Below are 26666 nucleotides of genomic sequence, written 5' to 3'. Positions count from 1 at the left end.
AGCCGGGCGTTGTACTGGTGAGTCGCACGCCGAAGTAGATGTGAAGGAGCGATCGAACATGGCCGCGGAGCCGAAGGCGCCCCAGACGTCACTACCGCCGCTCGTGGAGCCGGCCGCCGAGCTGACCAAGGAAGAGGTCGAGCGGTACAGCCGCCACCTGATCATCCCGGACGTGGGGATGGCCGGCCAGAAGCGGCTGAAGAACGCCAAGGTGCTGGTGGTCGGCGCCGGCGGGCTGGGTTCCCCCGCGCTGCTGTACCTGGCCGCCGCCGGGGTCGGCACGCTCGGCATCGTCGAGTTCGACGAGGTCGACACCTCGAACCTGCAGCGCCAGATCATCCACGGCCAGTCCGACGTGGGCCGCCCCAAGGCCGAGTCGGCGCGGGACTCCATCAAGGAGGTCAACCCGCTGGTCGAGGTGCGGCTGCACCAGGTGCACCTGGACTCCTCGAACGTGCTGGACATCTTCCGCGACTACGACCTGATCCTGGACGGCACCGACAACTTCGCCACCCGTTACCTGGTGAACGACGCCGCCGTGCTGCTGGGCAAGCCGTACGTATGGGGTTCGATCTTCCGCTTCGAGGGTCAGGCCTCGGTGTTCTGGGAGGACGCCCCCAACGGGCTCGGCCTGAACTACCGCGACCTCTACCCGGAGCCGCCGCCCCCTGGCATGGTGCCCTCCTGCGCCGAGGGTGGCGTGCTGGGCGTGCTGTGCGCCTCCATCGGGTCGATCATGGTGAACGAGGCGATCAAGCTGATCACCGGCATCGGCGAGACGCTGCTGGGTCGGCTGATGGTCTACGACGCACTGGACATGACCTACCGCACCATCAAGGTCCGCAAGGACCCGGAGACAAAGCCGATCACCGAGCTGATCGACTACGACGCGTTCTGCGGCGTCGTCTCCGAGGACGCGCAGGGTGCCGCCGCCGGCCACACCATCACGGCGCGCGAGCTGAAGGACATGATCGACGCGGGCAAGGACTTCGCGCTGATCGACGTCCGGGAGCAGAACGAGTACGAGATCGTGAGCATCCCCGGTGCGGTGCTGATCCCGAAGGACCGCATCCTGTCCGGCGAGGCGCTCTCGGAGATCCCGCAGGACAAGCCGGTGGTGCTGCACTGCAAGTCCGGGGCGCGCTCCGCGGAGGCACTGGCCGCGTTGCAGAAGGCCGGTTTCAAGGACGCGGTGCACGTGGGCGGCGGCGTGCTGGCCTGGGTGAACCAGGTCGACAACTCGCTGCCGACCTATTGATCGACCGAGTACTGATCGACCGAGTACTGATCGACCAAGTACTGAGCTGACCAACCGGCCGGCGTCGCCTCGGAACCCCGGGCGGCGCCGGCCGGTCGGCTATCGGGCCAGTTCGGCGGCCAGCGCCGGGGTGGACACCTCGGTGTTCTCGTGGAACCTCAGCTCGGCGTAGGTCACCACGATCGCGGCGATCGCCGCCACACCGAGCGGGATCATCAGGACGGCGTGCAGGATCACGCTGAACACGCCGGTCGGGCCGCCGCCGACGACGGACGAGACCGCCTGCGCCACACCGGCGTAGATACCGCCGAGCAGGACCGCGACCACCATCCGGCCGGTGGTGGCCCAGAACCGGCCCTTGATCAGCGCGAAGCACCTGCCGAGGCCGCCGCGCTCGATGACGACCACGCCGTACAGCGACGAGAAGATCACGATGCTCAGGTACAGCCCTGGGATGGCCAGCACGAACAGCGCCACGTTCACCGTGATGGAGAGGAACACGCCGAGAGTCAGGAAGAAAGCGACGATGACTCCGGCGAGCAGTCCCCAGCCGATCAGCGGCAGCGCCCGGCCGACGGAGAACCGCAGCCCCTCGGACGCCGTCGCGGGCTGGCCCGCCGCATCCCTGATCGCCACGTAGATCGAGCCGCTCTGCACGAACGCGTTGGCCACCAGCGAGAACAGGCCGCCGACCAGGCTCAGCACCAGCACCGTGCCGACGGCCCCGCCGAGGGCGCCGAGATCCGGTGCGGCACCGGCGGCCGCATCGGCCTCGACCTGCGCGCTGTACGCGGACGTGTCCGGGCTGGCGCCGGCGAGCACCGCGCCGACCACCGCGCTCACCAGGGCGGCGATCAGCTGGAGCATCGCCAGCTGCTGGAAGCTGCGGCGGATCACCTCGACGATGCGCTGGAACCAGCCGGCGAAGTTCGCCGGCACCAACGGGTCGTTCGGCGGCACCATCCCGCCGCCGGTCTCGGGGTACCCCGAGTAGCCGGCGGGGTAGTTCTGGAACCCACCACCCGGCGGGTAGCTCTGTTGGGGCGGGTAGTCCTGTTGGGGCGGGTAGCTGTCCGGCTGGTAGCTGCCGGCCGCGCCCTGTTGCGGATAGCCCTCCCGTGGCGTCGGCGCCGACGGGTAGTTCGGGTAGGGCGAGGGAGGAGAGCTCTCCGGGGCCGGCCCCTCCCGGTGTGGATCAGGCTGTTCCGGTTCAGGACCGGGAGGTGAGGGCGTCGACATGGCAGGACGGTAGCGGCAAAGCCGGTCTCAGGGGAGCCTATTCACCGTGGTCGGGGCCTTTTGGTGGCGTCGCCGAGACCTACCGGGGGCACCGGCTCCCGGCTCGGCGTGGCGTAGCCGGGATGGTGGGTGGTCCGACGGTACCGTGCCCGATTGTGAGTACCGCGACGGATCGTGCCAGTGGCTCGTCGTCGGACGCGGTGCCCAGTCCGCGAGCATCGGCGGGCCCGGCGCCCGATTCCGGCGCGGGTCTGCCGCACCACGTGCGCACCGCATTCGGGGTCCGCGAGGCCGATGTCCAGCCGGTCGTGGTGGGCGGCATCCCGTCCTGGCGCTGCGCCGACGTGCTGATCCGACCGGTCACCGACAACGCGCTGGCAGCCTGGTCGGCCCGGGTGCTGGACACCCTGACGGTCGACGGGCTGCGGGTGGCCCGGCCGCTGCGCTCCTCGGACGGCCGCTGGGTGGTGGCGGGTTACTCGGCGTGCGAGTACGTCAGCGGTACCCCGCAACCGCGCTACGACGAGCTGGTCGCCACCTCGCTGCGGCTGCACACCGCGACCGCCTCCGTGCGCCGGCCCCGGCTGCTCGACGACCGCGACGGCCTCACCGCGCGCGCCGACGCGGCCGCCTGGGGTGAGCGGGCCATCACGATGGAACCGACCGCCGGCGGTCTGCTGTTCGACGACCTGGCCCGCTACCGCCGCCAGATCCGGCTGCCCGCCCAGGTGGTGCACCCGGACCTGTTCGGCACCGTGCTCTTCGACGGTGACGCGCCGCCGGCAATTCTCGACCTGGTGCCGTTCTGGCGGCCGGTGGAGTGGGCCGCCGCCGTGATCGTGGTCGACGCGCTGGCCTGGGGCGGCGGTGACCCCGCGCTGCTCGGTACCTGGGCGCACCTGGACGGGTGGCCGCAGGCACTGCTGCGCGCGCTGCTGTTCCGGGTGGCCCTGCACGCGCAGCACCCGGCGTCCACGGCGGAGTCGCTGCGCGGCCTGGACTACGCCGCCGACCTGATCGTGCAGCGGCTCTAGTCAGAGAGTCGGAGCATGGTGGGGCTAGCCCCACCACGGCGGCGGTGGTGCGCCGGATGGGAAACAACTGGCGGCCCGCTTAGCGTCGGGCACCATGAACCTCATGTCCGCACCGACGGTGTTCGAGCCGTCGTCCGGCTATCCGGCGCGCCCGGCCCGGTCCCGGCTGGCGGTGCTGGCGGCCGACTCCGCGTACGTGCTGACCGGCTGGATCATCGCGGTGATCAGTTTCCCGGTACTGGTCGCGCTGCTGGCGTCCGGAGTCGGCACGGTGGTCGTGGTGGTCGGGTTCCCGGTGCTGGTGTTGATGCTGTTCATCGCGCAGGGGTTCGCGGTACTGGAGCGGGCCCGGCTCCGGACGCTGACCGGTGCGCCGGTGTCGGCCCCGGCGTACCGGACGGTGGCGGAGGGGTCGGTGGCCCGCCGGGTGCTGAGCCTGCTCGGCGACGGCCGGCGTTGGTTGGACCTGCTCTACGGCGTGTTGGTGCTGATCCCCAGCCTCCTGGTGTTCCCGATCGGGCTGGCCTGGTGGTGCGTGGCGCTGGCCGGGCTGCTCTACCCGCTCTACGACTGGACGCTGCCCCTCGGTCCGGACGGCGTCAGCCTGGCCCAGCTGGTCGGCCTCGGTGACTCGACGCCGGTCCGGGTCGGGCTGGTCTTCGGCATCGGCCTGGTCGCGGCGCTCACGCTGCCCCTGGTGATGCGCGGGCTGGCGCTGCTGTTGTCCTCCTTCGGCCGGGGTCTGCTGACGCGGCAGCGCGCCTCGGTGCTGGCCGAGCGGGTGTCCGCGCTGACCGAGAGCCGGGCCGCCGCGGTCTCGGCGGAGGCCACGGCGCTGCGCCGCCTCGAGCGTGACCTGCACGACGGCCCGCAGCAGCGGCTGATCCGCCTCGCGATGGATCTGGGCACCGCACAGCGCCGGCTGCGCACCGACCCCGAGTCCGCCGGACCGCTGATCGGTGGCGCGATCGAGCAGACCAGGGAGACGTTGGAGGAGCTGCGCGCACTGTCCAGGGGGATCGCGCCGCCGGTGTTGGCCGACCGGGGACTACCCGCCGCGCTCGCCGCGCTGGCCGCGCGCTGCCCGGTGCAGGTGGAGCTGGACACCGAGCAGGTTCAGGCGCCCCGGCTGCCGCCGGCGGTGGAGAACGCGGCGTACTTCGTGGTCGCGGAGGCACTGGCCAACCTGGTCAAGCACAGCGGCGCCACCGAGGGCGGCGTGCGGGTGACCCTCGACGAGCGCCTGGTCCGGGTCACCGTGACCGACAACGGCCGCGGCGGCGCGCACCCGGCCAAGGGGCACGGGCTGGCCGGGCTGCTCGACCGGGTCCGGGCGCTGGACGGCCAGCTGGTGGTGGACAGTCCGCCCGGTGGGCCGACCGTGCTGGCCGCCGAGCTGCCGGTGCGACCGGCGGGCGGGGGCTGACCGGCATGCGGGTGGTGCTCGCCGAGGACTCGGTGCTGCTGCGCGAAGGACTGATCAGGCTGATCGAGGAGGCCGGGTGCCAGGTGGTCGCGGCGGTCGGCGACGGCCCTTCGCTGGTCACCGCGGTGGCCGAGCACGCGCCGGACGTCTCGGTGGTGGACATCCGGATGCCGCCGACGCACACCGACGAGGGGCTGCGCGCCGCCGTCGAGATCCGCCGCCGTGCACCCGGCGCGAAGATCCTGGTGCTGTCGCAGTACGTCGAGGTGACCTACGCCGGCGACCTGTTCGCCGACCGCGCCGGCGGGGTCGGCTACCTGCTCAAGGACCGGGTGGTCGACGTCGACGAGCTCACCGACGCGCTGCGCCGGGTGGCCGCCGGGGGCACCGTGCTGGACCCGCAGGTGGTCTCCGAGCTGTTCGCGGCCCGCCGGGACCCGCTGGCCACGCTGACCCCGAGGGAACGCGAGGTGCTCGGCCTGATGGCGCAGGGCTGCACGAACACCGCGATCTGCCGCCGCCTGGTGGTCAGCGAGGGGGCGGTGGAGAAGCACATCGGGAACATCTTCGGCAAGCTGGGGCTCCCGCCGTCGGACAGTGATCATCGCCGGGTGATGGCGGTGCTCACCTATCTGCGGCTCTGAGAATGAGTACCACTTTTCACGGGCGTCACATACGGCCACGTCCAGGTAACCGTTCGTTCCTACGGTCGGGCCCAACCGATTCGCGTCCCGCGATCTTGGAGGCCTGCCATGAGCACCGACGAACTGAGTAGTTCGCCACCGCGCCGCGCGGGGCGGTGGATCGAACGCTGGGAACCGGAGAACCCGGAGTTCTGGGCCACGATCGGGCGCAAGGTGGCCACCCGCAACCTGTGGTTCTCGATCTTCGTCGAGCACGTCGGGTTCTCGGTGTGGTCCCTGTGGTCGGTGTTCGTGCTGTTCATGGGCCCGGAGTACCACATCGACACGGCCGGCAAGTTCTTCCTGGTGTCCACCCCGACGCTGGTCGGGTCGATCCTGCGGGTGCCCTACACGTTCGGGGTGGCCCGCTTCGGCGGCCGGAACTTCACCGTGTTCAGCGGCCTGATGCTGTTGATCCCGACGGTGGTTGCCGCGTTCGTGGTGCACCCCGGCACGTCGTACACCACGTTCATGGTGGTGGCCGCGCTGGCCGGCTTCGGCGGCGGCAACTTCGCCTCGTCCATGACGAACATCAACACGCTGTTCCCGGAGGGCCGCAAGGGGCTGGCGCTGGGGCTGAACGCCGGCGGCGGCAACCTCGGGGTGGCCGTGGTGCAGCTGATCGGGCTGCTGATCATCGGGGTGAGCGGGGTGGCGCACCCCCGGCTGATGCTCGCGGTGTACATCCCGCTGATCGTGATCGTGTCCCTGTGCGCCGTGCTGTTCATGGACAACCTGGCCACCGTGCGCAACGACACCGGCGCCGCCAAGGAGGCCGTGTCCGACCCGCAGACCGGGATCATGTCGCTGCTCTACATCGGCACCTTCGGCTCGTTCATCGGCTACAGCTTCGCGTTCGGCCTGGTGCTGCAGAACGAGTTCCACCGCACGCCGCTGCAGGCCGCCGCCGTCACCTTCATCGGCCCGCTGCTCGGCTCGCTGATCCGCCCGGTCGGTGGCTGGCTGTCCGACCGGGTCGGCGGCACCCGGGTGACCTTCTGGAACTTCCTGCTGATGGGCGTCGCCACGCTGGTCTGCGTGCTGGCCTCCAACACCTCGTCGCTGGCCCTGTTCACCGTCGGCTTCATCGCCCTGTTCGTGTTCTCCGGGGTGGGCAACGGCTCCACGTACAAGATGATCCCGGCGATCTTCCGGGCGAAGGCGCTTGCCGCGATCGACGCCGGCGAGGACCCGGAAGCCGCGCTGCTGCGTGCCCGGCGGGTCAGTGGTGCCGCGATCGGGATCATCTCGGCCGTCGGTGCGCTCGGCGGCCTGCTGATCAACATGGCGTTCCGCGAGTCGTTCGCGGTGACCAAGAGCGGGGTGCCGGCGTTCTACGGCTTCCTCGTCTTCTACGTGGTGTGCGCCGCCGTCACCTACGCCGTCTACCTGCGGGGTGCCAAGGCGGTGGCGGACTCCCCTGCCGGGGCCCCCGCGTATGCCAGGGTCTAGGTGGCGTCGCCGCTGTCACCGACCGCAGGATGTGCGGGGCGAACAGCTCCGAGCGGGAGTGCGACATGCTCATCCGGAGCAGCTCGTAGGGGTGGTTGCGCCGCTCGTGGCGGAGCCGCTCGATCATCTTCCAGCGGAACATCTCCAGCTGCCTGCGGATCGGCAGGTTCTCCCACCGGGTGTTGAGCCTGGGCAGGATCAGGTTCTGCGCCGAGCCGGGGTAGTAGCGCTCCCCGTGGATCGTGTATGCCCGGTGCACGCGCAGCCGGCTGGCGCCCAGCTCGGTGACGTCCTGCGGGATGAGCAGGTCCCGGCCGCTGAAGCTGCGCTGGTGCTCATCGGGCACCGTCTGTCGTTCGCAGAAGTCCCGGACCGACCTCGAGCTGCCCGCCGAGCTCGAGGTCAGTTTCGGGTTGCCGGCCACCAGGATCCAGCTCAGCACGTCGGTGGAGGCGATCCGCAGGTCGATCGGGTACTCGCCGCGGTTGGGCGCCCAGTCCATCACCGGGTCGTCCTCCTCGGTCCACATCCAGATGCGCTGGCTGAACAGGGTGTTGCCGTCGTCCAGGCGCCGCTCCCGCCACTCGGCGGACCGTTGCGCCAGCGCGGCCAGGCTGGCCCGGGAGCTCCCGGGCAGGGCCCCGAGGCCCGCGATGACCTCGTCCAGCAGGTCGAAGTCCGGGATCACCAGCATGATGTCCACGCTGGACCCGGGCAGCTCCCCACCCTGGCGGCCACGCACATTGAAGTAGCGGGAGTAGTTGACCGAGCCGCCCAGTACGCACGAGGTGGGCAGGCCGTCCAGCGCCGCGCGCAGGTGGTTCAGATCGCGGAACCGGCGGGCCGTCTCGACCAGCGTCTCGAACGGGCGCGGGCGGCGGCGCAGCCGCTTCGGGTCGTGGCCGCCGGCGTACTGCGCGAACCGGTCGAACCGGTCGTCGGTGTAGAGCAGCCGGAACAACTCTGGGGTGATCTTGTTCGTGTGCTCGGCGTTGCCCAGGATGCCGAGGCCGTGCTGGATCAGCTGTTCCTCCCGGCCGAAGTAGTTGGCCGACATCCGGCCGAGCGCCTCGGCGAAGAACGCCGGGATGGCGTCCGGCATGAGCCCACCCTCGTGGTTGCGGGCGATGTCCACGCACTGCAGGTACACCCCCTCCACCAGGTCCCAGTCGGCGTTGGCGTGCGCGGCGCGCAGCACGTCGGCCACGTGGTGCTCCCGCCAGAACCGCGCCGGCACCGGCCGGTCCGGCGGAGCGGGCTGGGCGGTCGGGGCCCCGTCCAACTCGTCGAGCAGCCCGAGGATCTCGGTGGCCAACTGGTCGAGCAGGGTGACCTCGTAGCTCTTGCGGAACGTCTCGATGCTCACGCCCTGGACCTGCACGGCGGCCCGGCGCCGGTCGGCGGCCTTCCACAGCTTGTGCCCCGGGGACAGCCCGAAGCTCCGCTCGGCGGCGGTGGCCTCCCGGCTCTCGCCCAGCCGGTTCACCGCCTGGCGCAGCAGTTCGGTCACGGCGTTGTCGACCGGGGTGCCGACGGCGCGGTAGCCGAGCTGCTCCGCCGCGGCCAGCAGCCGGGGGATCTCCAGGCCGCGCGCCCGGGGGATCCCGTGCAGGCGCAGTAGCCGCAGGTCGGCACGCAGGCCGGTGTGCGGATCCGCCCCATCGACCTGCATGACCTGATGTTGCCCAACCGATGACCAGCATTCAACCGAGCTTCGGCCTGATCACCCCCGGCGGTGGATGGTGCACTCAATGTGTCAACGGACACAGAGGAGAACAGAGGATGAGAGGCAGGTCGGAGATCATGGGCATGACCGTTGTACTTCTGGCCGCCGGAGTGCTCTTCCTGGTCGGCTTCGCGGCCGGCACGCGGTTCAAGGAGGCGAACCTGCGGGTGCGGGAGCTGCGGCTGGCCCAGGGCCGCCGGGAACTGCGCCAGACCACCCAGGCGATCCAGACCCATCAGGAGCTGGACTGGTCGCTGTTGCCGCACACCGGCGGGACCGGGTCGGTGAGCGCCATTCCGCGCGGCCGCAATGGTTCGGCAACACGTCGGTAACCGGCGGTGGCAAGCATGCCTGGCATGGACTCCGCCGCGACGCACTGCCCGTACTGCGCGCTGCAGTGCGGGATGACCGTCACAACCGGCCCGGGAGCCGCGAAGCCGGAGGTGGCGCCGCGGGAGTTCCCGACGAACCGGGGCGGGCTGTGCCAGAAGGGCTGGACCTCGGCGGAGCTGCTGCACCACCCGGAGCGGCTGACCACACCACTGCTGCACGGCGAACCGGTGAGCTGGGAGACCGCGCTCGGCCACATCGCCGACCGGCTGACCGCGCTGCGCGCCGCACACGGGCCGGACTCGGTGGCGGTGTTCGGCGGCGGCGGGCTGACGAACGAGAAGGCCTACCTGCTCGGCAAGTTCGCCAGGGTCGCGCTGGGTACCTCGCAGGTCGACTACAACGGCCGGTTCTGCATGTCCTCGGCGGCGGCCGCCGGCAGCCGGGCGTTCGGGCTGGACCGGGGGCTGCCGTTCCCGGTCACCGACCTGGACGTCGCCGACGTGGTGGTGCTCGCCGGGGCGAACGTGGCCGAGACGATGCCGCCGTTCGTGTCGCACCTGCGCGGCGCCCGCCAGGTGGTGATCGACCCCCGGTACAGCGCGACCGCGCGCGCCGCGGTGGAAGCGGGCGGCCTGCACCTGCGGCCGGCGCCCGGCAGCGACCTGGCGCTGGCACTGGGCATGCTGCACATCGCGGTGGCCGAGGGGCACCTGGACACGGCGTACGTGGCTGAGCGCACCACCGGGTTCGACGCGGCGTGGCGACTGGCCGCCGGCTGGTGGCCGGAGCGCGCCGAAAGGGTCACCGGGGTGTCCGTCGCCGACCAGCGCGCGGTGGTCCGGCTGCTGGCCTCGGCGCGGCGGCGCTACCTGCTCACCGCGCGCGGTGTCGAGCAGAGCGCGCACGGGGTGGACACCGTCTCGGCGTGGATCAACCTGACGCTCGCGCTCGGGATGCCGGGCACACCGGGCAGCGGGTTCGGCACGATCACCGGGCAGGGCAACGGACAGGGTGGCCGCGAGCACGGCCAGAAGGCCGACCAGCTGCCCGGGTACCGCCGCATCGACGACCCGGCGGCACGCGCGCACGTCGCCGGGGTGTGGGGAGTGCCGCCGGAGTCGCTGCCCGGCCCCGGGCGCAGCGCGGTGGAGCTGCTGGACGCGCTGGGGCAGGCGGGCGGACCGAAGGCGCTGCTGGTGTTCGGCTCCAACCTGGTCGTCTCGGCGCCGGACGCGGGCGCGGTCCGCACCCGGTTGGAGTCACTGGACCTGCTGGTGGTGGCCGACCTGTTCCTCTCCGAGACCGCCCGGATGGCCGACGTCGTGCTGCCGGTGGCGCAGTGGGCCGAGGAGGAGGGCACCATGACCAACCTGGAGGGCCGGGTGCTGCGCCGGCGGCGCGCCCTGGCCCCACCCGAGGGGGTGCGCACCGACCTGCAGGTGCTGTCCGGCCTGGTCGCGGGGCTCTTCCCGGCGCTCGACGGCGGGTTCCCGCCGGACGCCTTCCCGGAGCAGCCGGAGGTCGTCTTCGAGGAGCTGCGCCGGGCGTCCGCCGGGGGGCCGGCCGACTACTCCGGCATCAGCTACGCCCGGCTGGATTCCGGCGAGGCGCTGTACTGGCCGTGCCCGGCCGTCCCGGACGGCGTGACACCGCACCCGGGCACGCCTCGGCTGTTCCTGGACCGGTTCGCGCACCCGGACGGGTTCGCCCGGTTCATCCCGGTCGAGTACACCGGGCCGGCCGAGCGCCCGGACGCGGAGTTCCCGCTGTGGGCCACCACCGGGCGGGTGCTGGCGCACTACCAGTCCGGCGCGCAGACCCGCCGGGTCCCGGAGCTGGCGGCGATCGAGCCGGAGTCCTTCGTCGAGGTGGACCCGGACACCGCCGGGCGGGCCGGGCTGGTGGACGGCGCGCCGGCGCGGGTGGTGTCGCGGCGCGGGGTGGCCACGGCGGTGGTGCGCTACGTGTCGGGGCTGCGGCCGGACACGCTGTTCCTGCCGTTCCACTTCGGCGCCGAGCAGACGGCCAACCTGGTGACCAACCCCGCGCTGGACCCGATCAGCCGGATGCCCGAGTTCAAGGCCTGCGCGGTCCGCCTGGAGCCGGCCTAGCTGTATTCGGCCGGCACAGACCTGGTGCCGCCGGCACAGACCCTGCACCGTCTGTGCCGGCGGCACCAGGTCTGTGTGCGCCAGCGGCATCACCGCAGGCAGAGACGCTGCGTGAAGGGAGCGTAACGCTGCCGTCACCCCGTGCCGCGTGGCCGTAACGCACGCTTCCTAGCGTGACCGGGTGCCCCGCCGCATTGTGATCGTCGGCCATGGAATGGTCGGCGCCCGATTCGTGGAAGAGGTCCGCCGCCACGATCCCGCCGGCGAGCGGGCCAGCCTCACGGTGTTCGGCGCCGAGTCGCACCCGGCGTACAACCGGGTGCTGCTGTCCACCGTGGTGGCCGGCGGGCTGACCGCGGCGTCGATCGGGCTGCACGACCCGGACTGGGCGACACGGCGGCGGGTCACCCTGCGCACCGGCGTCGCGGTCACCGCCATCGACCGGCCGGCGCGGCGGGTGCTCCTGGCGGACGGCACCAGCGAGCCGTACGACGAACTGGTCCTGGCCACCGGCAGCCGCGCCTGGGTGCCGCCGACCGACGGGCTGCTGGCCGAGGACGGTGCGCTGGCCGACGGCGTCGCCACCTTCCGCGACCTCGACGACTGCGCGCGCATCCTGGAGCTGGGCCGCCCCGGCGGACGGGTCGCGGTGCTCGGTGGCGGCCTGCTCGGGTTGGAGGCGGCCAGGGGGCTGGTCGGCCGGGGGGTGCGGGTCACCGTGCTGCACCCGCATCCGCACCTGATGGAGCGCCAGCTCGACCCGGGTGCGTCCGGCGTGCTGGCCGCCGCGCTCGGCAAGCTCGGGGTGGACGTGCGGCTCAACGTCATGGCCAAGCGCTGGACCCCGGAGCTCGGCCTGGAGTGCGACGACGGCACCACGCTGTCGGTGGACGCGGTGGTCGTGTCCGCCGGGGTCCGGCCGGAGACCGACCTGGCCGATGACGCCGGCATCGCGGTGGACCGGGGCATCCTGGTGGACGACCGGATGGGCACCTCGGACGACCGGGTGCACGCGATCGGCGACTGCGCCCGCCACCCCGGCACGGTGTCCGGCCTGGTGCAGCCGGGGTTCGAGCAGGCCGAGGTGCTGGCCGGGCTGCTCACCGGCGCCGACCCGGCCGCCCGGTACCTCGGCACCCCGCTGGTCACCCGGCTCAAGGCCCGCGACATCGACCTGGCCGCCGTCGGCGACCCGCTGGTGGAGCCCGGCGCGGAGTGGGCCGACGCATCCGTTGAGGTACTGCGGTTCGAGGACCCGTTCCGCGGCCGCTACGCCAAGATCGTCCTGCGTCACGACAGGCTGGTCGGCGCGATCATGCTCGGGGTGCCCGACGCGGCCGCCTCGGTGATCCAGCTCTTCGACTCCGGCGCGCCGGTACCGTCCGACCGGCTCGCGCTGCTGCTGGGTCGGGCACTGCCCGGCGAGGCCACCAGTGCCGGCGGTCCGGTCGGCTCGCCGGCGCTGCTGCCGTCCGGCGCACTGATCTGCCGGTGCAACACGGTCAGCAAGGGGGCGCTCCTCACCGCCTGGCGGGCCGGCGCGACCGATGTCGCCGCGCTCAGCAAGGTCACCAGGGCCGGCACCGGCTGCGGCAGCTGCCAGTCGGCGGTGTCCGGGATCTGTGACTGGTTGGCCGCGGCGGAGCCCGCCGAACTGGGAGAGGGAGCCGCATGAAGACACTCGTCGTCGTCGGCCACGGGATGGTCGGTCACCGGCTCGTGGAGGCGCTGCGCAGCCGGGACACCGACAACACCTGGCGGATCGTGGTGCTCGGCGCGGAGACCCGCCCGGCCTACGACCGGGTGGCGCTGTCCAGCTACTTCGAGGGTGTCGACGCGGAGGCGCTCAGCCTGGTCGGCCCCGAGGTACACGCCGACGAGATGGTCGACCTGCGCCTCGGCGAGCAGGTGGAGCACGTCGACCTGGCGGCGCGCACGGTGCGCACCGCGAGCGGCGCAGGAGTCGGCTACGACGCGCTGGTGCTGGCCACCGGCTCCTACCCGTTCGTGCCGCCGGTGCCCGGCCGCGACCTGGACGGCTGCTTCGTCTACCGCACCCTGGACGACCTGGACGCGATCAAGAGAGCGGCAGTCGCCGCCACCGCCTCGGACGGCGCCGGCCGGCGGTCCGGGGTGGTGGTCGGCGGGGGGCTGCTCGGGCTGGAGGCGGCGCGCGCGCTGCGGCTGCTCGGGCTCTCGCCGCAGGTGGTGGAGATCGCGCCGAGGCTGATGCCGGTCCAGGTGGACGAAGGCGGCGGTGCGTTGCTGCGCCGGCTGGTCTCCGACCTCGGCGTCGCGGTCCGCTGCGGGGTGTCCGTGCAGGGCATCGAGCAGGGGCCGCGCGGGCGGGGGCTGGTGGCGAAGCTGTCCGACGGCGTCGAGCTGGACGCCGACGTGGTGGTGTTCTCCGCCGGCATCCGCCCGGAGGACTCGTTGGCGCGCGGCCTCGGACTGCCGGTCGGCGAGCGCGGCGGGGTGCTGGTCAACGAGCACTGCCGCACCGTCGACGACCGGATCTACGCGATCGGCGAGTGCGCCGCGATCGCGGTGCCGTCCATGGGAGGCGCCGGCCGCACCTATGGGCTGGTCGCCCCCGGTTACGCGATGGCCGAGGTCGTGGCCGACCGGCTGCTGGGCGGGTCGGCCACGATCACCGACGCCGACCTGGACACCTCCACGAAGCTCAAGCTGCTCGGCGTGGACGTGGCCAGCTTCGGCGACGCGCACGCCAGCACCGACGGCGCGCTGGAGGTCGTGGTCAACGACCCGGTGGCCGGCACCTACTCCAAGCTGGTGGTCTCCGACGACGCCCACACCCTGCTCGGCGGGGTCCTGGTGGGTGACGCGTCGAAGTACGCCACGCTGCGCCCGCTGGTCGGGTCCACGCTGCCCGCCGACCCGGTGGCGATGATCGCGCCGGGTGGGGTGGAGGGGGGCGTAGATATCTCAGCTGCGCTGCCGGACACCGCGCAGGTCTGCTCCTGCAACGCGGTCACCAAGGGCACGCTCCGGGAGGCCATCGCCGGCGGTGCGCACGACGTGCCCGCGCTGAAGGGCTGCACCAGGGCCGGCACCAGCTGCGGTTCCTGCGTCCCACTGCTCAAGAAGCTGCTCGCGGCCGAGGGCGTGGCGGTGTCGAAGGCACTGTGCGAGCACTTCACACACAGCCGCGCCGAGCTGTTCGAGATCGTCGCCAGCACCGGGGTGCGGACCTTCTCCGAGCTGATCGAGCGGCACGGCACCGGCCGCGGCTGCGACCTCTGCAAGCCCGCGGTGGCGTCCATCCTGGCTTCCCTCGGGCGCAGCGGTCACGTTCTTGACGGCGAGCAGGCCACGCTGCAGGACACCAACGACCACTTCCTGGCCAACCTGCAGCGCAACGGCACCTACTCGGTGGTGCCCCGCATCCCGGGCGGCGAGGTGACCCCGGAGGGCCTGATCGCGATCGGCGAGGTGGCCCGCGACTTCGAGCTCTACACGAAGATCACCGGTGGCCAGCGGATCGACATGTTCGGCGCGCGCGTGGAGCAGCTGCCGGCCATCTGGCGGCGGCTGGTGGACGCCGGCTTCGAGTCCGGACACGCCTACGGCAAGGCGCTGCGCACGGTGAAATCCTGCGTGGGCACCGACTGGTGCCGTTACGGCGTGCAGGACTCGGTCGGCCTTGCCATCGCGCTCGAGCTGCGCTACCGGGGGCTGCGCAGTCCGCACAAGCTCAAGTCCGGGGTGTCCGGCTGTGCCCGGGAGTGCGCGGAGGCCCGGAGCAAGGACTTCGGCGTGATCGCCACCGAGACCGGCTGGAACCTCTACGTCGGGGGCAACGGCGGCTTCACCCCCCGGCACGCCGAGCTGCTGGCCACCGACCTCGACACCGAGGCACTGATCCGCACGATCGACCGGTTCCTGATGTTCTACATCCGCACCGCGGACCGGCTGCAGCGCACCGCGCCGTGGGTGGAGGCCCTGGAGGGCGGCCTCGACCACCTACGCGAGGTGATCATGGACGACTCGCTGGGCATCTGTGCCGAGCTGGACACGGCGATGGCGGCGCACGTGGCCGGCTACGCCGACGAGTGGCGCGGCGTGCTGGAGGACCCGGCGAAGCTGGCCAGGTTCACCTCGTTCGTGAACGCGCCGGACACCCCGGACCCGAGCATCGAGTTCGTGGACCGGCGCGGTCAGAAAGTGCCGGTCGGTTACGACCGGGGCAGCCAGCCGGTGCTCATCGCCGGACCCAACCTGGAGGTGGCGCGGTGAGTCAGGCGGTGGTGACGGAGTTGACCACGTGGCAGGCGGTGTGCCGGCTGGACCAGCTGCAGCCCGGCCGGGGGGTGGCCGCGCTGCTCGGCGACCGCCAGATTGCCCTGTTCCGGTTGGCCGACACCCCGGAGGGTGACACGGTTCACGCTATCGACAATGTGGACCCCTGCAGTGGCGCCGCCGTGCTCTCCCGCGGCATCGTGGGGGACCGCAAGGGCGAGCCGGTGGTCGCGTCGCCGATCTACAAGCAAGCGTTCAGCCTGGTCACCGGCCGGTGCCTGGACGAACCGGACCAAGGCGTAGCCGTCCATCAGGTGCGCGTCGACGACGGCTGGGTGCAGGTCGAGCTCGCATGACTCGTGCTGGGACAACGATGATGACGCCGCAAGGAACGTATCCCGGGACGCCGGACGTGCGCCGGCCCGCCGAACCGGGCCAGGTGCCGTGCCTGGCCGGGTTCACCGTCGGGGTGACCGCCGCGCGCCGGGCCGACGAGCTGGGCGCGCTGCTGGAGCGCCGGGGTGCCCTGGTGCTGCAGGCGCCGGCGCTGCGCATCCTGCCGCTGCCCGACGACGCCGAGCTGGCCGCCGCGACCCGGTCACTGATCGAGACGCCACCGGACATCGCGGTGGCGACCACCGGGATCGGGTTCCGCGGCTGGATCGAGGCAGCCGACGGCTGGGGCCTCGGCGAGGCGCTGCTCGACGCGCTGCGCGCCGGGACGCTGCTCTGCCGGGGACCGAAGGCGCGGGGCGCGGTGCGCGCGGCCGGGCTGATCGACGCCTGGTCGCCGGCCTCCGAGTCGTCCGCGGAGGTGCTCGACTACCTGCTCACCGGCGGGGTGGAGGGCAAGCGGATCGCGGTCCAGCTGCACGGTGAGCCGCTGCCGGACATGGTGGAGGCACTCACCTGCGCCGGTGCCGAGGTGATCGAGGTGCCGGTGTACCGCTGGCTGCCGCCCGCCGACCTGGCGCCGCTGGACCGGCTGACCGACGCGATACTGGCCGGCACGGTGGACGCGGTGACCTTCACCAGTGCACCGGCGGCGGCCAGCATGCTCGCCAGGGCCGCCGAGCGCGGGCTGCGGGACGACCTGATCCGGGCGCTGCGCGGACCGCTGCTGGTGGTGTGTGTCGGCCCGGTGACCGCGGCGCCGCTGGAGTCGGAGGACATTCCGACGGCGCAGCCGAGACGGTCCCGCCTCGGTGCGATGGTGCGCACCCTGGAGGCCGAGGCACCCCGGTTGGCACGGACGTACCCGGTGGCCGGGCACTGGCTGGAGCTGCGCGGGCACGCCGCACTGGTGAACGGCGAGCTGCGGGCCGTACCGCCGGCCGGGATGGCGCTGCTGCGCTCGCTGGCCCGGCGGCCCGGTCGGGTGGTGACCAGGGCCGAACTGCTGCGCGCCCTGCCCGGCGGTGGCGACGACGAGCACGCGGTGGAGACCGCGATGACCCGGCTGCGGTCCGCGCTGGGCGAGGCGCGGCTGGTGCAGACCGTGGTCAAGCGCGGTTACCGCCTGGCCCTGGACCCCGGCTCCGGCCCGGCCCCGCTGGGTGGGAACTGCCTGTCCGGGGACGGCCGGTGAGGCGGTCCACCCCGCTGTCGGGTCCGTTGTCGGGGCCACTGTCGGGGCCACTGTCGGGGCCACTGTCGGGGCCGCGGCTGGAGTCCCGGGTGGAGTCGTGGCCGGCGTTGCTGCTGGTCGCGCACGGCACCCGGGAGGCGGCGGGCACCGAGGTGGTGCGCCGGCTGGCCGCCTCGATCCGGCTGAGACTGCCCGGGGTGCCGGTCCGGCTGGCCTTCGCCGACGTCCGGCCGCCGACCCTCGCCCAGGTCGTCCCGGCGCTGCTGGGCGCGCCCGAGATCATCGTGGTGCCCGCGTTCCTGGCCGCCGGCTACCACGTCCGGCACGACATCCCGGGGCAGCTGGTGGCCGCCGGCGTGGCCGACCGGGTGCAGGTCAGCCCGGCACTCGGCGCGGACCCCCTGCTGGTCGACGCCGCCGAGGCCCGGCTGCGCGCCGCCGGCTGGCGCCCGGGGGACGCCACGGTGCTGGCCGCCGCCGGTTCCAGTGACCCTGGTGCGCGCGCCGAGGTGGCGGTCGCGGCCCGTGCGCTGGGTCGGCGGCTGGGCTGCCCGGTACGGGTCGGCTACCTGGCCAGCGGTGCGCCGAAGCTGGCCGACGTGGTGGCGGAGCTGCGCGGGGACGGGCGGCGGGTGGCGGTGGCCAGCTGGCTGCTCGCGCCCGGCGTCTTCCAACGCCGGCTCGCTTCGGCCGGGGCGGCGGTGGCCGCGGCGCCGCTCGGGGTGCACCGCGGTGTGCTGGACGCGGTGGCGGCCCGGTACTGGGACGTACTGGCGGCCCGCTCGGCGGTGGCCTGAGCGCACTGCGGTGGCCTGAGCGCACGGCGGTGGCCTGCGCGCACGGTCAGGGCGCGCGGCGGTGGGCGGGTGATCTTCGTCGACCTCGACGGTGCGCTAACGGCGGGGCGACCTGCCGTCCGCCCGGGGACGGCGTACCCGGCGGTTGACCACGGTGACACCCTCGGCGCGCAACCTGGCCAGCTGCTCGTCGGCGAGGTGCGGCGCGCAGCTGCCGTCCGCCCGCAGCACCCGGTGCCACGGCAGGTCCTGGCCGTCCTCGGAGAGCAGTCGGCCGACCAGCCGCGCGGACGGCAGACCGGCAATGGCGGCGACCTCGCCGTAGCTGAGCACACTGCCCACCGGGATCGCCAGGATCACCTCGCGCACCCGGTCCGCCGTCGCTTCGTCCACCCGACAAGAGTAGGCCGCCGGCCGACACCGGGGCCGCCGCCGGGCGCCGATGACCGGGCGGCGCGCGGAGTGGTCGGGGTGGCGTGGTTCCATGCCCGACGTGACGCGTCCGCTGTTGGTTCGCCGTCCCCGACCGGTGAGCCCCGAACCGCGCTGGGACGAGGCCGCGCGCCGGGTGCTCGAGCACCGTGAGGGGCTGCTGCGGGTGCTCGGTGGCCCGGGCACCGGCAAGACCACCGTGCTGGTGGAGTCCGTGCAGCGCCGGATCAGGGTCGGCGCCGACCCGGAGCGGTTGCTGGTGCTAGTCGGCAGTCGCCGCGCCGCCGGTGACCTGCGCGAACGCATCACCGCGCGGCTGACCGAGCCGTCCGGCCATGGCGGCGTCGAGTCCGGGTTCGGCACGGTCCGCGAGCCACTGGTGCGCACCGTCCACTCCTACGCGTTCGGATTGCTACGGCTGCACGCCAGCCGGGTCGGCGACCCACCGCCCCGGCTGCTGGCCGGTCCCGAGCAGGACGCGGTGGTCCGCGAGCTGCTGGCCGGCGAGCTGGCCGGGGACGTGCCGGGATCCGGCTGGCCGGAGCGGCTGCGCCCGGCGCTGGGGGTGCCCGGCTTCGCCACCGAGCTGCGGGAGCTGTTGCTGCGGGCGGCCGAGCGTGGACTCGGCCCGTACGAGCTCGCCGAGATGGGCGCCCGCCACGACATGCCGGAGTGGGTCGCGGCCGGGCGGTTCTTCCTCGGCTACGAGCAGGTGACCCTGCTGCGTGGCGCGGCGGGCAGCGAGGCGCCGCAGGCCACCTCGGCCGCGCTGGACGCCGCCGAGCTGGTCGCGGCCGCGCTGGACGTGCTGGCCGCCGACCCGGAGCTGCTGGCCGCCGAGCGGCTGCGGATCCGGCACCTGCTGGCCGACGACGCGCAGGACCTGGACCCGCAGCAGATGCAGCTGGTGCGGCTGCTCGGGGAGACCGCCGAGACGTTCGTGCTGGCCGGAGACCCGGATCAGGCCGTGCTCGGGTTCCGCGGCGCCGACCCGAGCGCGCTGCGCGACGCCGATCCGGGTGGTGCCCGCACCGCGGTGCTCACCGTCGACCACCGCGCCGCGCCCCGGTTGCGCGAGGCCACCACGCGGCTGGCGAACCGACTGCCCGGGGCGGGCCCGGCGCGGCGGCGCACCGGTCCGCCCGCTGTCGAGACGGGTGCCGGAGCCGTGCCGCCGGACGACGGCCAGGCCCCCGGCGAGGCTGATCGAGCCCCCGGTGACGCTGATCAGGGTGCCGGGGCCTTGGCGGTCCAGGTGTTCGCCTCGGCCGCCCAGGAGGCCGGCTGGGTCGCCGACCGGCTGCGTCGGGCGCATCTCACCGACGGCGTGCCGTGGTCGGAGATGGCGGTGCTGGTCCGGTCCACCACCCGGTCGCTGCCGGTGCTGCGGCGCGCACTGTTGGCCGCCGGGGTGCCGATGGTGGTACCCGGCGACGACCTGCCGCTGTCCCGGCAGCCCGCGGTGCTGCCGCTGCTGCTGTTGCTGCGGTCCGCGGCCCGCCCGGAGCAGATCGACGCGGATGCGGCGGTCGCGCTGCTCAGCTCGCCGCTCGGGGCGGCGGATCCGCTGCGGCTGCGGCGGCTGCGGCGGGGGTTGCTGCGGCTGCACGCCGCCGGCGCCACGCCCGATCCCGCTCTTGCGGCGGCTCGAGGCACTGTCGAGGGCGGTGCTCGGGCGGGCGCTGTTGAGGCGGGCCGTGCTGAGCCGGGCGGCGCTCAGGCAGGTGAAGCCGAGGTGGCTGAGGCTGACGGTGCTCGGGACGGCGGCAGCGATGAGCTGCTGGTCGCCGCGCTGCGTGCCGGGGCGGACGGCGAGGTCGACCCGCTGCCCACGCTGCCGACCCGGGACACCGCGCCGCTGCGCCGGGTGGCGGAGCTGCTCGGCCTGGTGCGCGCTGCGGACCGGGAGGGCGCCAGCGCCGAGGAGGTGCTGTGGCGGCTCTGGCAGGCCAGTGGGTTGGCCGCGAGGTGGGCCGCCGCGAGCGGGCACCCCGGTCCGGCCGGCGCACAGGCGGACCGGGACCTGGACGCGGTGGTCGCGCTCTTCGACGCCGCCGCCCGCTACACCGACCGGCTGCCCGGCGGTGGCAGCGTCGAGGGCTTCGCCCAGTACGTCGCCGACCAGCGCATCCCCGGTGACAGCCTGGCGCCCCGGGCACCGAAGGGTGAGGCGGTCACGGTGCTGACCGCGCACGCGGCACGCGGCCGGGAGTGGCGGGTGGTCGCGGTGCCGGCGGTCCAGGAGGGCAGCTGGCCGGACCTGCGGCTGCGCGGCACGCTGCTGGGCGTCGAGCGGCTGGTCGACGCCCTCGAGGGGCTGGACAGCGCGGCGACGCTGTCCCGGATCGCGCCGCTGCTGGCCGAGGAGCGGCGGTTGTTCTACCTGGCCTGCACCCGGGCCAGCGAGCGGCTGCTGGTCTCCGGCGTGCGCGGTGAGGACGAGCAGCCGTCCCGCTTCCTCGACGAGCTGGACCCGGAGCCGACGGATGCCCAGCCGGACGCGGCCCGCCCGGTGACCCGCCCACCCCGGGCGTTGGTGTTGGCCGAGCTGGTCGGCGAGCTGCGCCGGGCGGTGTGCGCGCCCGCCGAGGAGAGCTCGCCGGAGCACCGGGAGCGGGCCGCCCTGCAGTTGGCCCGCCTCGCCGCCGCCGGAGTGCGCGGGGCCGACCCGAACGACTGGTACGGGCTCGCTCCGATGTCCACCGTCGCACCCCTGCGCGACCCGGCCAAGCCGGTGCCGGTGTCGCCCTCGGACGTTGAGAAGATCATGAAATGCCCGCTGAAGTGGGTGCTGGAGAAGCACGGGGGTGACGACGGCGCGGTGCTGCCGTCGGTGACCGGCACGCTGGTGCACGCGCTGGTGCAGGCCACCGCCGCCGGCGCCACCGAGCCCGAGGTGGACCTCGCGCTGCGCCGGGCCTGGTCGGCGGTGGATGCCGGCGCGCCCTGGTTCGGCCGGCGCGAGCTGGACCGGGTGCGGGGCATGCTCACCGCGTTCCGGACCTGGCTGGCGGAGAGCCGCCGCGGCGGGTTGACCGAGGTCGACGTGGAACGTGGCCTCGAGTTGGCCCTGCCGGGCGCCGGTAGTGGCCGGGAGGGTGAGCCGGACGGCCCGGATGTGCTGTTGCGCGGGCGGGTGGACCGGCTGGAGCGCGACGCCGAGGGCCGCCCGGTGATCGTCGACGTCAAGACCGGCAAGACGGCGGTCAGCCGGGAGGACGCGCAGGCGCACCCGCAGCTCGCGGTCTACCAGCTGGCCGCCGCGCTGGGCGCGTTCCGGGACGTCCTGGGCGGCCCGACCGCACCCGGGGAAGGTGGCCCGACCGCACCCGGGGAGGCCGGCGGCGCCGAACCGGGCGGGGCCCGGCTGCTGTTCCTGGCCGACCGGGGCGCCGACGGCCGGGCCAAGGAGCGCACCCAGCCCGCGCTGACCGAGCAGGACGTGCGCACCTGGCGCCGGGAGCTGCACGCGGCGGCCGGCGAGACCGGCGCGGCCGAGTTCACCGCGCGGGAGAACGCCGACTGCGAGCGGTGCGGGGTGCGCACCAGCTGCCCGGTGGCCGCCGACGGCCGGGGGGTGCCCGGCGGATGAGCGACGCTGCGCTGTTCGAGAACGACCTGCCGCGAGCTCCGGAGGTGACGCCGTGACCCTCGCCGACACCAGGACCGAGTGGCTCACCCCGGCCCGGCTGGCGCACGCCCTCGGGGTGCCGCCGCCCACCGAGGAGCAGGCCGCCGTGATCGCCGCGCCGGCCGAGCCCGCGCTGGTGGTGGCCGGTGCCGGCGCCGGCAAGACCGAGACGATGGCCGCCAGGGTGGTGTGGCTGGTGGCCACCGGTGCGGTGCTGCCCGAGCAGGTGCTGGGCCTGACGTTCACCCGCAAGGCCGCCCAGCAGCTGGCCGACCGGGTCCGCTCCCGGCTGCGCCGCCTGGCCGGCTCCCGGCTGCTGGACGACCTCGACCCGACCGGCGCGCGCAAGGCCGCACTGGTCGGCGAGGCGGGTGATGTGACAGTAGCCACCTACCACGCCTACGCCGGGCGGCTGGTCGCCGAGCACGCGCTGCGGCTGCCCGCCGAACCGGGCGCGCGGCTGCTGTCGGAGACGGCGGCGTGGCAGCTCGCGCACCGGGTGGTGTCCACCTGGGCGGCCGACCTGGACATCGACAGGGTGCCGGCCACGGTGACCAACTACCTGCTCGCGCTGTCCGGTGAGCTCGGCGAGCACCTGGTCGAGCCGGACCAGCTGCGCGCGCACGCCGAGCAGTTCGTCCAGCTGGTGGAGAACGCGCCCAGGGCGGCCAGGCAGCGGGCCGCTCTGTCGCAGGAGTTCCAGAAGATGGCCGACGCCCAGCGGCTGCGGGTGGCGCTGCTGCCGCTGGTGGAGGCGTTCGCCGCGCGCAAGCGGGCCGAGCGGACCGTGGACTTCGCCGACCAGATGGCGATCGCCGCCCGGATCGCCGCCGGGCACCCGGAGGTCGGCGCCGGCGAGCGGTCCCGCTACCGCGCGGTGCTGCTGGACGAGTACCAGGACACCGGGCACGCGCAGCGGGTGCTGCTGCGCTCGCTGTTCCGGGTCGAGCCGGGCGAGGAGCCGATGGCGGTCACCGCGGTCGGCGACCCCTGCCAGTCGATCTACGGCTGGCGGGGCGCGAGCGCGGCCAACCTGCCCCGGTTCAGCACCGACTTCCCGCGCACCGCGCCGACCGGGCAGCTCGGCCCGGCGCGCCGCTACGGCCTGCTGACCAGCTTCCGCAACCCGCCGGAGGTCCTCACGCTGGCCAACGCGGTGTCCGAGCCGTTGCGTATCCCTACGCGGAGCAAGGCGACCGCCGCCGAGCACGTCGAGGTCGACGAACTGCGCCCCAGGGACGGCGCGCCACCCGGTTCGGTGCGGCTCGCACTGCTGCCCGACGTCACCGCGGAGGTGTCCTGGGTGGCCGACGCGCTGGCCGCCCGCTGGCACGCCGCGGCCGATGCCGAACAGCCGGCGCCCACCGCCGCGGTCCTGGTGCGCCGCCGGGCCGACATGCCAGCGATGGCCGCCGCGCTGCGGGCCAGGGACGTACCGGTCGAGGTGGTCGGCCTGGGTGGGCTGCTGGCCGAGCCGGAGGTGCGCGACCTGGTCAGCGCGCTGCGCCTGGTCGCCGACCCACTGGCCGGCACCGCCGCCGTGCGGCTGCTCACCGGCGCGCGCTGGCGGCTCGGCGCGGCCGACCTGGCGGCGCTGTGGTCCAGGGCGAAGGAGCTGGCCCGCCCGCTGGACGCCGTGCCGAACGACAGGAGCGACACCGCCAACGCGCTGGGGCTGGTCACCGGCGCACTGCCCGGCGAGCACGCGGAGCAGGCCGGCCTGGTCGACGCGCTGGACGAGCCGGGGTCGCCGGAGCGCTACTCCGAGGCGGGTTGGCGCCGGATCCGCCGGCTCGCCGGCGAGCTGACCTACCTGCGTGGGCGGGCCGGTGGGGCGAGCACATCCGGCTGGGCGGGGCTGCCCGACCTGGTCGCGGACACCGAGCGGGCGCTGCTGCTGGACGCCGAGACCGCCGCCCGCCCCGGCCCGGTCGGCCGGGCGCACCTGGATGCGTTCGCCGACGTGGTGGCCGACTTCTCAGCCGGCGCCGAGGTCCCGACGCTGCCCGCGCTGCTGGACTACCTGGCCACCGCCGAGCAGGCCGAGGACGGGCTGAGCCCCGGCGAGGTGGAGGTCGCGGCGGACCGGGTGCAGATCCTCACCGTGCACGCCGCCAAGGGCCTGGAGTGGGAGCTGGTCGCCGTCCCGCACCTGGTGAAGAAGGTGTTCCCGGGCGCACCGAGGAGCGGCTCCTGGCTGACCAACCCCAGCGAGCTGCCGGTCCTGCTGCGCGGTGACGCCCCCGACCTGCCGGACCCCGCCCTGCCCTCGGCCGGCGACCGCAAGGAGGTCACCGACGCTCTCAAGGCGCACAAGGAGGCACTGGAGGAGCGCAGGCTCTCCGAGGAGCGGCGGCTGCTGTACGTGGCGATCACCCGGTCCGAGCGCGAGCTGATGCTCTCCGGGCACTGGTGGGCCGCCAGCGGCGATACCCCGCGCGGCCCGTCCGAATTCCTCACCGAGCTGGCCGAGATCGCCGCCGGGCACCCCGAGCTGGTCGTCGAGCGGTGGGCGGCGGAACCGGCCGAGGGCGAACCGAACCCGGTGACCGCGCGGCCGCACACCGAGCGCTGGCCGATCGACCCGCTGGGGGTCCGGCACGACGGGGTGCACGCCGGCGCGGAGCTGGTGCGCGCCGCGCTCGCCGCACTGCCCCCGGAACCGCCGCCGGCGCTGTTCGACACCGGCGAGACACCCGAATCCCCGCTGACCGAGCCCGGCGGGGACGAGGCCGACCCGGAGGGCTGGGCGGCCGACGTCACGGTGCTGCTGGCCGAGCGGGCCAGGGCGCAGTCGGCGCGCCCGGAGGTGGCACTGCCCGCCGCCATGTCGGTCAGCCAGCTGGTCGAGCTGGCCGCCGACCCGGAGGCGCTGGCCGCCCGGTTGCGCCGGCCGATGCCGTTCCCGCCCAACCCGCACGCCCGCCGGGGCACCGCGTTCCACGCCTGGCTGGAGCAGCGCTTCGGGGCGACCCGGCTGCTGGACCTGGACGAGCTGCCCGGCGCGGCGGACGACGGCGCGGCCGCCGACTCCGAGCTGACCGCGCTGCGCACCGCGTACCTGGCCTCTGACTGGGCCGACCGGCGCCCGGCGGAGGTCGAGGTGCCGTTCGAGACCGTGCTTTTCGACGACGAGGTGGACGGTATCGGGGTGCGCGGCCGGATGGACGCGGTGTTCGCCGACCCGGACGGCGGCTGGACCGTGGTCGACTGGAAGACCGGCGCGGTGCCCGACCAGGCCAGGCTGCCGGCGCTGTCCGTGCAGCTGGCGGCATACCGGCTGGCCTGGGCCGCGCTGGCCGACTGCCCGGTGGACCGGGTCCGGGCCGCGTTCCACTACGTGCGGGCCGACGTCACGCTGCGCCCGGCCGACCTGCTCGACGCGACCGGCCTGCGTGAGCTGCTGCGCGGCGTGCCGCTCGCCGGTGTCGGCCCCTCGGCGAGGCCCGGCGCCGGCGCCTCGGCGGGTACCGGCGCGGTCACCGCGGCCGGGATACCCTCACCGCCATGACGGCGAAGATCGTACTGCTCGGCGCCACCGGCTACACCGGTGCGCGGACCGCCGAGGCGATGACCCGGCGCGGTCTGCGCCCCGTGCTGGCCGGGCGCGACCCGGCGCGGCTGGCCACCCTGGCGGAGCGGTTCGGCGGGCTGCCCACCGCGCGCGCGGACGTCACCGACCCGGCCTCGGTGCGGGCGCTGATCGACACCGGCGACGTGCTGGTCAGCACGGTCGGGCCGTTCGAGAAGTTCGGTGCGGCCGCCGTGTCGGCGGCCGTCGACGCCGGCGCGATCTACTTCGACTCCACCGGCGAGCCGCCGTTCATCCGCCGGGTGTTCGAGCAGTACGGCCCGGCGGCCGCGCGCACCGGGGCGGCGCTGCTCACCGCGTTCGGCAACGACTACGTGCCTGGCACGCTGGCCGGTGCGCTGGCGCTGACCGAGGCGGGGGTGGGCACCGCCGGCGTGCACGTCGGCTACTTCATCACCGCCAACGGCGCCGCCCAGCGTGGCCAGGGTTTCTCCAAGGGCACGCTGAACTCCCTGGTCGGCGTGCTGCTGGAGCCGATGTACCGGTGGCGGGACGGCGCGCTGCACGACGAACCGGCCGGCGCCCGCTACCGCACCTTCCAGGTGGCCGGTCGGGACCGCCCCGGGGTGAGCATCGGGGCGACCGAGCAGTTCGCGCTGCCCCGCCTGGCCGCGACCGGGGTGGCGCCCCGGCTGCGCGAGGTGGACGTCTACCTCGGCTGGTTCGGCCCGATCAGCCGCGCGGTACACCTGGGCTCGCGGGTCGCGCCACTGTTCGCGAAGTTCGAGCCGGTGGCCAAGGGGCTGACCGCGGTGGGTCGGCTGGCGGTACGCAAGGCCACCGAGGAGCCGAACGCCGCGACGCTGGCGGCCAGCACCTCCTACTTCGTCGGCGAGGCGTTCGGCGCGTCCGGGCAGCGGCTTGCCTCGGTGACGCTCACCGCGCCGGACGGTTACGCGATCACCGCTGAGCTGCTGGCCTGGGGCGCCGGGTACGCCCTGGAGCACGGGGTCTCCGGCTCCGGCGCGCTCGACCCGGTGAGCGCGTTCGGGCTGGACACGCTGCGCGCCGGCGCCGCCGAGGCCGGCATCGTGGTGGCTTGAGGGCGCCCCAGGTAGAGGCTCTAGGCTGTTCGGGTGATCACGCCGCGACTCCCGCTGAGTG

At 74.0% G+C, this 26666-nt stretch carries 18 protein-coding genes; 15 read left to right on the top strand and 3 right to left on the bottom strand.

Annotated elements, in window-relative coordinates:
* Positions 1 to 58: 58 nt before the first annotated feature.
* The gene (gene moeZ, locus ACTXG6_RS46240; protein ID WP_445185637.1) at positions 59 to 1258 is read left to right on the top strand and encodes an adenylyltransferase/sulfurtransferase MoeZ; all 1200 of its coding nucleotides are present in this window, start codon (positions 59 to 61) and stop codon (positions 1256 to 1258) included.
* A gap of 99 nt (positions 1259 to 1357) precedes the next feature.
* On the opposite strand, the gene ACTXG6_RS46235 is transcribed toward moeZ, so the two are convergent.
* Positions 1358 to 2497 carry a hypothetical protein gene (locus ACTXG6_RS46235; protein ID WP_445185636.1) on the bottom strand — a complete coding sequence of 380 codons (1140 nt, stop codon included), beginning with the start codon at positions 2495 to 2497 and terminating at the stop codon, positions 1358 to 1360.
* 155 nt (positions 2498 to 2652) lie between these two features.
* On the opposite strand from ACTXG6_RS46235, the gene ACTXG6_RS46230 reads away from it, so the two are divergent.
* The 4 genes from ACTXG6_RS46230 (at position 2653) to ACTXG6_RS46215 (ending at position 7092) form a co-directional block, all read left to right on the top strand.
* Positions 2653 to 3531 (top strand): TIGR02569 family protein, encoded by an 879-nt coding sequence (locus ACTXG6_RS46230; RefSeq protein ID WP_445185635.1) that lies wholly within the window; start codon positions 2653 to 2655, stop codon positions 3529 to 3531.
* 103 nt (positions 3532 to 3634) lie between these two features.
* The gene (locus tag ACTXG6_RS46225; RefSeq protein WP_445185634.1) at positions 3635 to 4957 is read left to right on the top strand and encodes a sensor histidine kinase; all 1323 of its coding nucleotides are present in this window, start codon (positions 3635 to 3637) and stop codon (positions 4955 to 4957) included.
* A 5-nt stretch (positions 4958 to 4962) separates the two neighbouring features.
* Positions 4963 to 5601, top strand: a complete 639-nt coding sequence (locus ACTXG6_RS46220) for a response regulator (protein WP_445185633.1) — start codon at positions 4963 to 4965, stop codon at positions 5599 to 5601.
* 108 nt (positions 5602 to 5709) lie between these two features.
* The gene (locus ACTXG6_RS46215) at positions 5710 to 7092 is read left to right on the top strand and encodes a nitrate/nitrite transporter (protein WP_445185632.1); all 1383 of its coding nucleotides are present in this window, start codon (positions 5710 to 5712) and stop codon (positions 7090 to 7092) included.
* Here ACTXG6_RS46215 and ACTXG6_RS46210 read toward each other — a convergent pair.
* Positions 7013 to 8764 carry a hypothetical protein gene (locus ACTXG6_RS46210; protein WP_445185631.1) on the bottom strand — a complete coding sequence of 584 codons (1752 nt, stop codon included), beginning with the start codon at positions 8762 to 8764 and terminating at the stop codon, positions 7013 to 7015. The genes ACTXG6_RS46215 and ACTXG6_RS46210 overlap by 80 nt on opposite strands.
* Positions 8765 to 8901: 137 nt before the next feature.
* Between ACTXG6_RS46210 and ACTXG6_RS46205 the strand changes: the two genes are divergently transcribed.
* The 7 genes from ACTXG6_RS46205 (at position 8902) to ACTXG6_RS46175 (ending at position 17907) form a co-directional block, all read left to right on the top strand.
* Positions 8902 to 9150: a hypothetical protein gene (locus tag ACTXG6_RS46205; protein ID WP_445185630.1), complete on the top strand. Its 249-nt coding sequence runs from the start codon at positions 8902 to 8904 to the stop codon at positions 9148 to 9150.
* A gap of 24 nt (positions 9151 to 9174) precedes the next feature.
* Positions 9175 to 11262: a molybdopterin oxidoreductase family protein gene (locus tag ACTXG6_RS46200; RefSeq protein ID WP_445190300.1), complete on the top strand. Its 2088-nt coding sequence runs from the start codon at positions 9175 to 9177 to the stop codon at positions 11260 to 11262.
* Between the two features lie 181 nt (positions 11263 to 11443).
* Complete coding sequence (locus ACTXG6_RS46195) at positions 11444 to 12937, top strand: FAD-dependent oxidoreductase (RefSeq protein WP_445185629.1); 1494 nt, start codon at positions 11444 to 11446, stop codon at positions 12935 to 12937.
* A complete protein-coding gene (gene nirB / locus ACTXG6_RS46190) occupies positions 12934 to 15519 on the top strand; it encodes a nitrite reductase large subunit NirB (RefSeq protein ID WP_445185628.1) in 2586 nt (861 codons plus the stop codon). The genes ACTXG6_RS46195 and nirB overlap by 4 nt, the downstream gene beginning before the upstream one ends.
* Positions 15516 to 15878, top strand: coding sequence for a nitrite reductase small subunit NirD (gene nirD, locus ACTXG6_RS46185; protein ID WP_445185627.1), 363 nt, complete (start codon positions 15516 to 15518; stop codon positions 15876 to 15878). The genes nirB and nirD overlap by 4 nt, the downstream gene beginning before the upstream one ends.
* Positions 15879 to 15898: 20 nt before the next feature.
* Positions 15899 to 17110, top strand: a complete 1212-nt coding sequence (locus ACTXG6_RS46180) for a uroporphyrinogen-III synthase (RefSeq protein ID WP_445185626.1) — start codon at positions 15899 to 15901, stop codon at positions 17108 to 17110.
* 89 nt (positions 17111 to 17199) lie between these two features.
* Complete coding sequence (locus tag ACTXG6_RS46175; RefSeq protein ID WP_445185625.1) at positions 17200 to 17907, top strand: sirohydrochlorin chelatase; 708 nt, start codon at positions 17200 to 17202, stop codon at positions 17905 to 17907.
* A gap of 96 nt (positions 17908 to 18003) precedes the next feature.
* Here ACTXG6_RS46175 and ACTXG6_RS46170 read toward each other — a convergent pair whose 3' ends face one another.
* Positions 18004 to 18300, bottom strand: a complete 297-nt coding sequence (locus ACTXG6_RS46170) for an MGMT family protein (RefSeq protein WP_445185624.1) — start codon at positions 18298 to 18300, stop codon at positions 18004 to 18006.
* A gap of 91 nt (positions 18301 to 18391) precedes the next feature.
* Here ACTXG6_RS46170 and ACTXG6_RS46165 point away from each other — a divergent pair, with 91 nt between their 5' ends.
* From ACTXG6_RS46165 to ACTXG6_RS46155, 3 genes are read left to right on the top strand one after another with little or no spacing between them, the layout of a single operon-like run.
* Positions 18392 to 21931 carry an ATP-dependent helicase gene (locus ACTXG6_RS46165; RefSeq protein ID WP_445185623.1) on the top strand — a complete coding sequence of 1180 codons (3540 nt, stop codon included), beginning with the start codon at positions 18392 to 18394 and terminating at the stop codon, positions 21929 to 21931.
* Between the two features lie 52 nt (positions 21932 to 21983).
* Positions 21984 to 25481 (top strand): ATP-dependent helicase, encoded by a 3498-nt coding sequence (locus ACTXG6_RS46160; RefSeq protein ID WP_445185622.1) that lies wholly within the window; start codon positions 21984 to 21986, stop codon positions 25479 to 25481.
* Complete coding sequence (locus ACTXG6_RS46155) at positions 25478 to 26605, top strand: saccharopine dehydrogenase family protein (RefSeq protein ID WP_445185621.1); 1128 nt, start codon at positions 25478 to 25480, stop codon at positions 26603 to 26605. Before ACTXG6_RS46160 ends, ACTXG6_RS46155 begins: the two co-directional genes overlap by 4 nt.
* Positions 26606 to 26666: the final 61 nt, after the last annotated feature.

Source organism: Pseudonocardia sp. Cha107L01 (assembly GCF_052566575.1).
This window is presented reverse-complemented; position numbering and strand designations above follow the sequence as displayed.

Coding starts and splice junctions, on each gene's coding strand:
- ACTXG6_RS46180 (WP_445185626.1), top strand. CDS start 15,899: ATGACGCCGCAAGGAACGTATCCCGGGACGCCGGACGTGCGCCGGCCC.
- ACTXG6_RS46210 (WP_445185631.1), bottom strand. CDS start 8,764: ATGCAGGTCGATGGGGCGGATCCGCACACCGGCCTGCGTGCCGACCTG.
- ACTXG6_RS46165 (WP_445185623.1), top strand. CDS start 18,392: ATGCCCGACGTGACGCGTCCGCTGTTGGTTCGCCGTCCCCGACCGGTG.
- ACTXG6_RS46200 (WP_445190300.1), top strand. CDS start 9,175: ATGGACTCCGCCGCGACGCACTGCCCGTACTGCGCGCTGCAGTGCGGG.
- moeZ (WP_445185637.1), top strand. CDS start 59: ATGGCCGCGGAGCCGAAGGCGCCCCAGACGTCACTACCGCCGCTCGTG.
- ACTXG6_RS46235 (WP_445185636.1), bottom strand. CDS start 2,497: ATGTCGACGCCCTCACCTCCCGGTCCTGAACCGGAACAGCCTGATCCA.
- ACTXG6_RS46220 (WP_445185633.1), top strand. CDS start 4,963: ATGCGGGTGGTGCTCGCCGAGGACTCGGTGCTGCTGCGCGAAGGACTG.
- ACTXG6_RS46215 (WP_445185632.1), top strand. CDS start 5,710: ATGAGCACCGACGAACTGAGTAGTTCGCCACCGCGCCGCGCGGGGCGG.
- ACTXG6_RS46225 (WP_445185634.1), top strand. CDS start 3,635: ATGTCCGCACCGACGGTGTTCGAGCCGTCGTCCGGCTATCCGGCGCGC.
- ACTXG6_RS46155 (WP_445185621.1), top strand. CDS start 25,478: ATGACGGCGAAGATCGTACTGCTCGGCGCCACCGGCTACACCGGTGCG.
- ACTXG6_RS46205 (WP_445185630.1), top strand. CDS start 8,902: ATGACCGTTGTACTTCTGGCCGCCGGAGTGCTCTTCCTGGTCGGCTTC.
- nirB (WP_445185628.1), top strand. CDS start 12,934: ATGAAGACACTCGTCGTCGTCGGCCACGGGATGGTCGGTCACCGGCTC.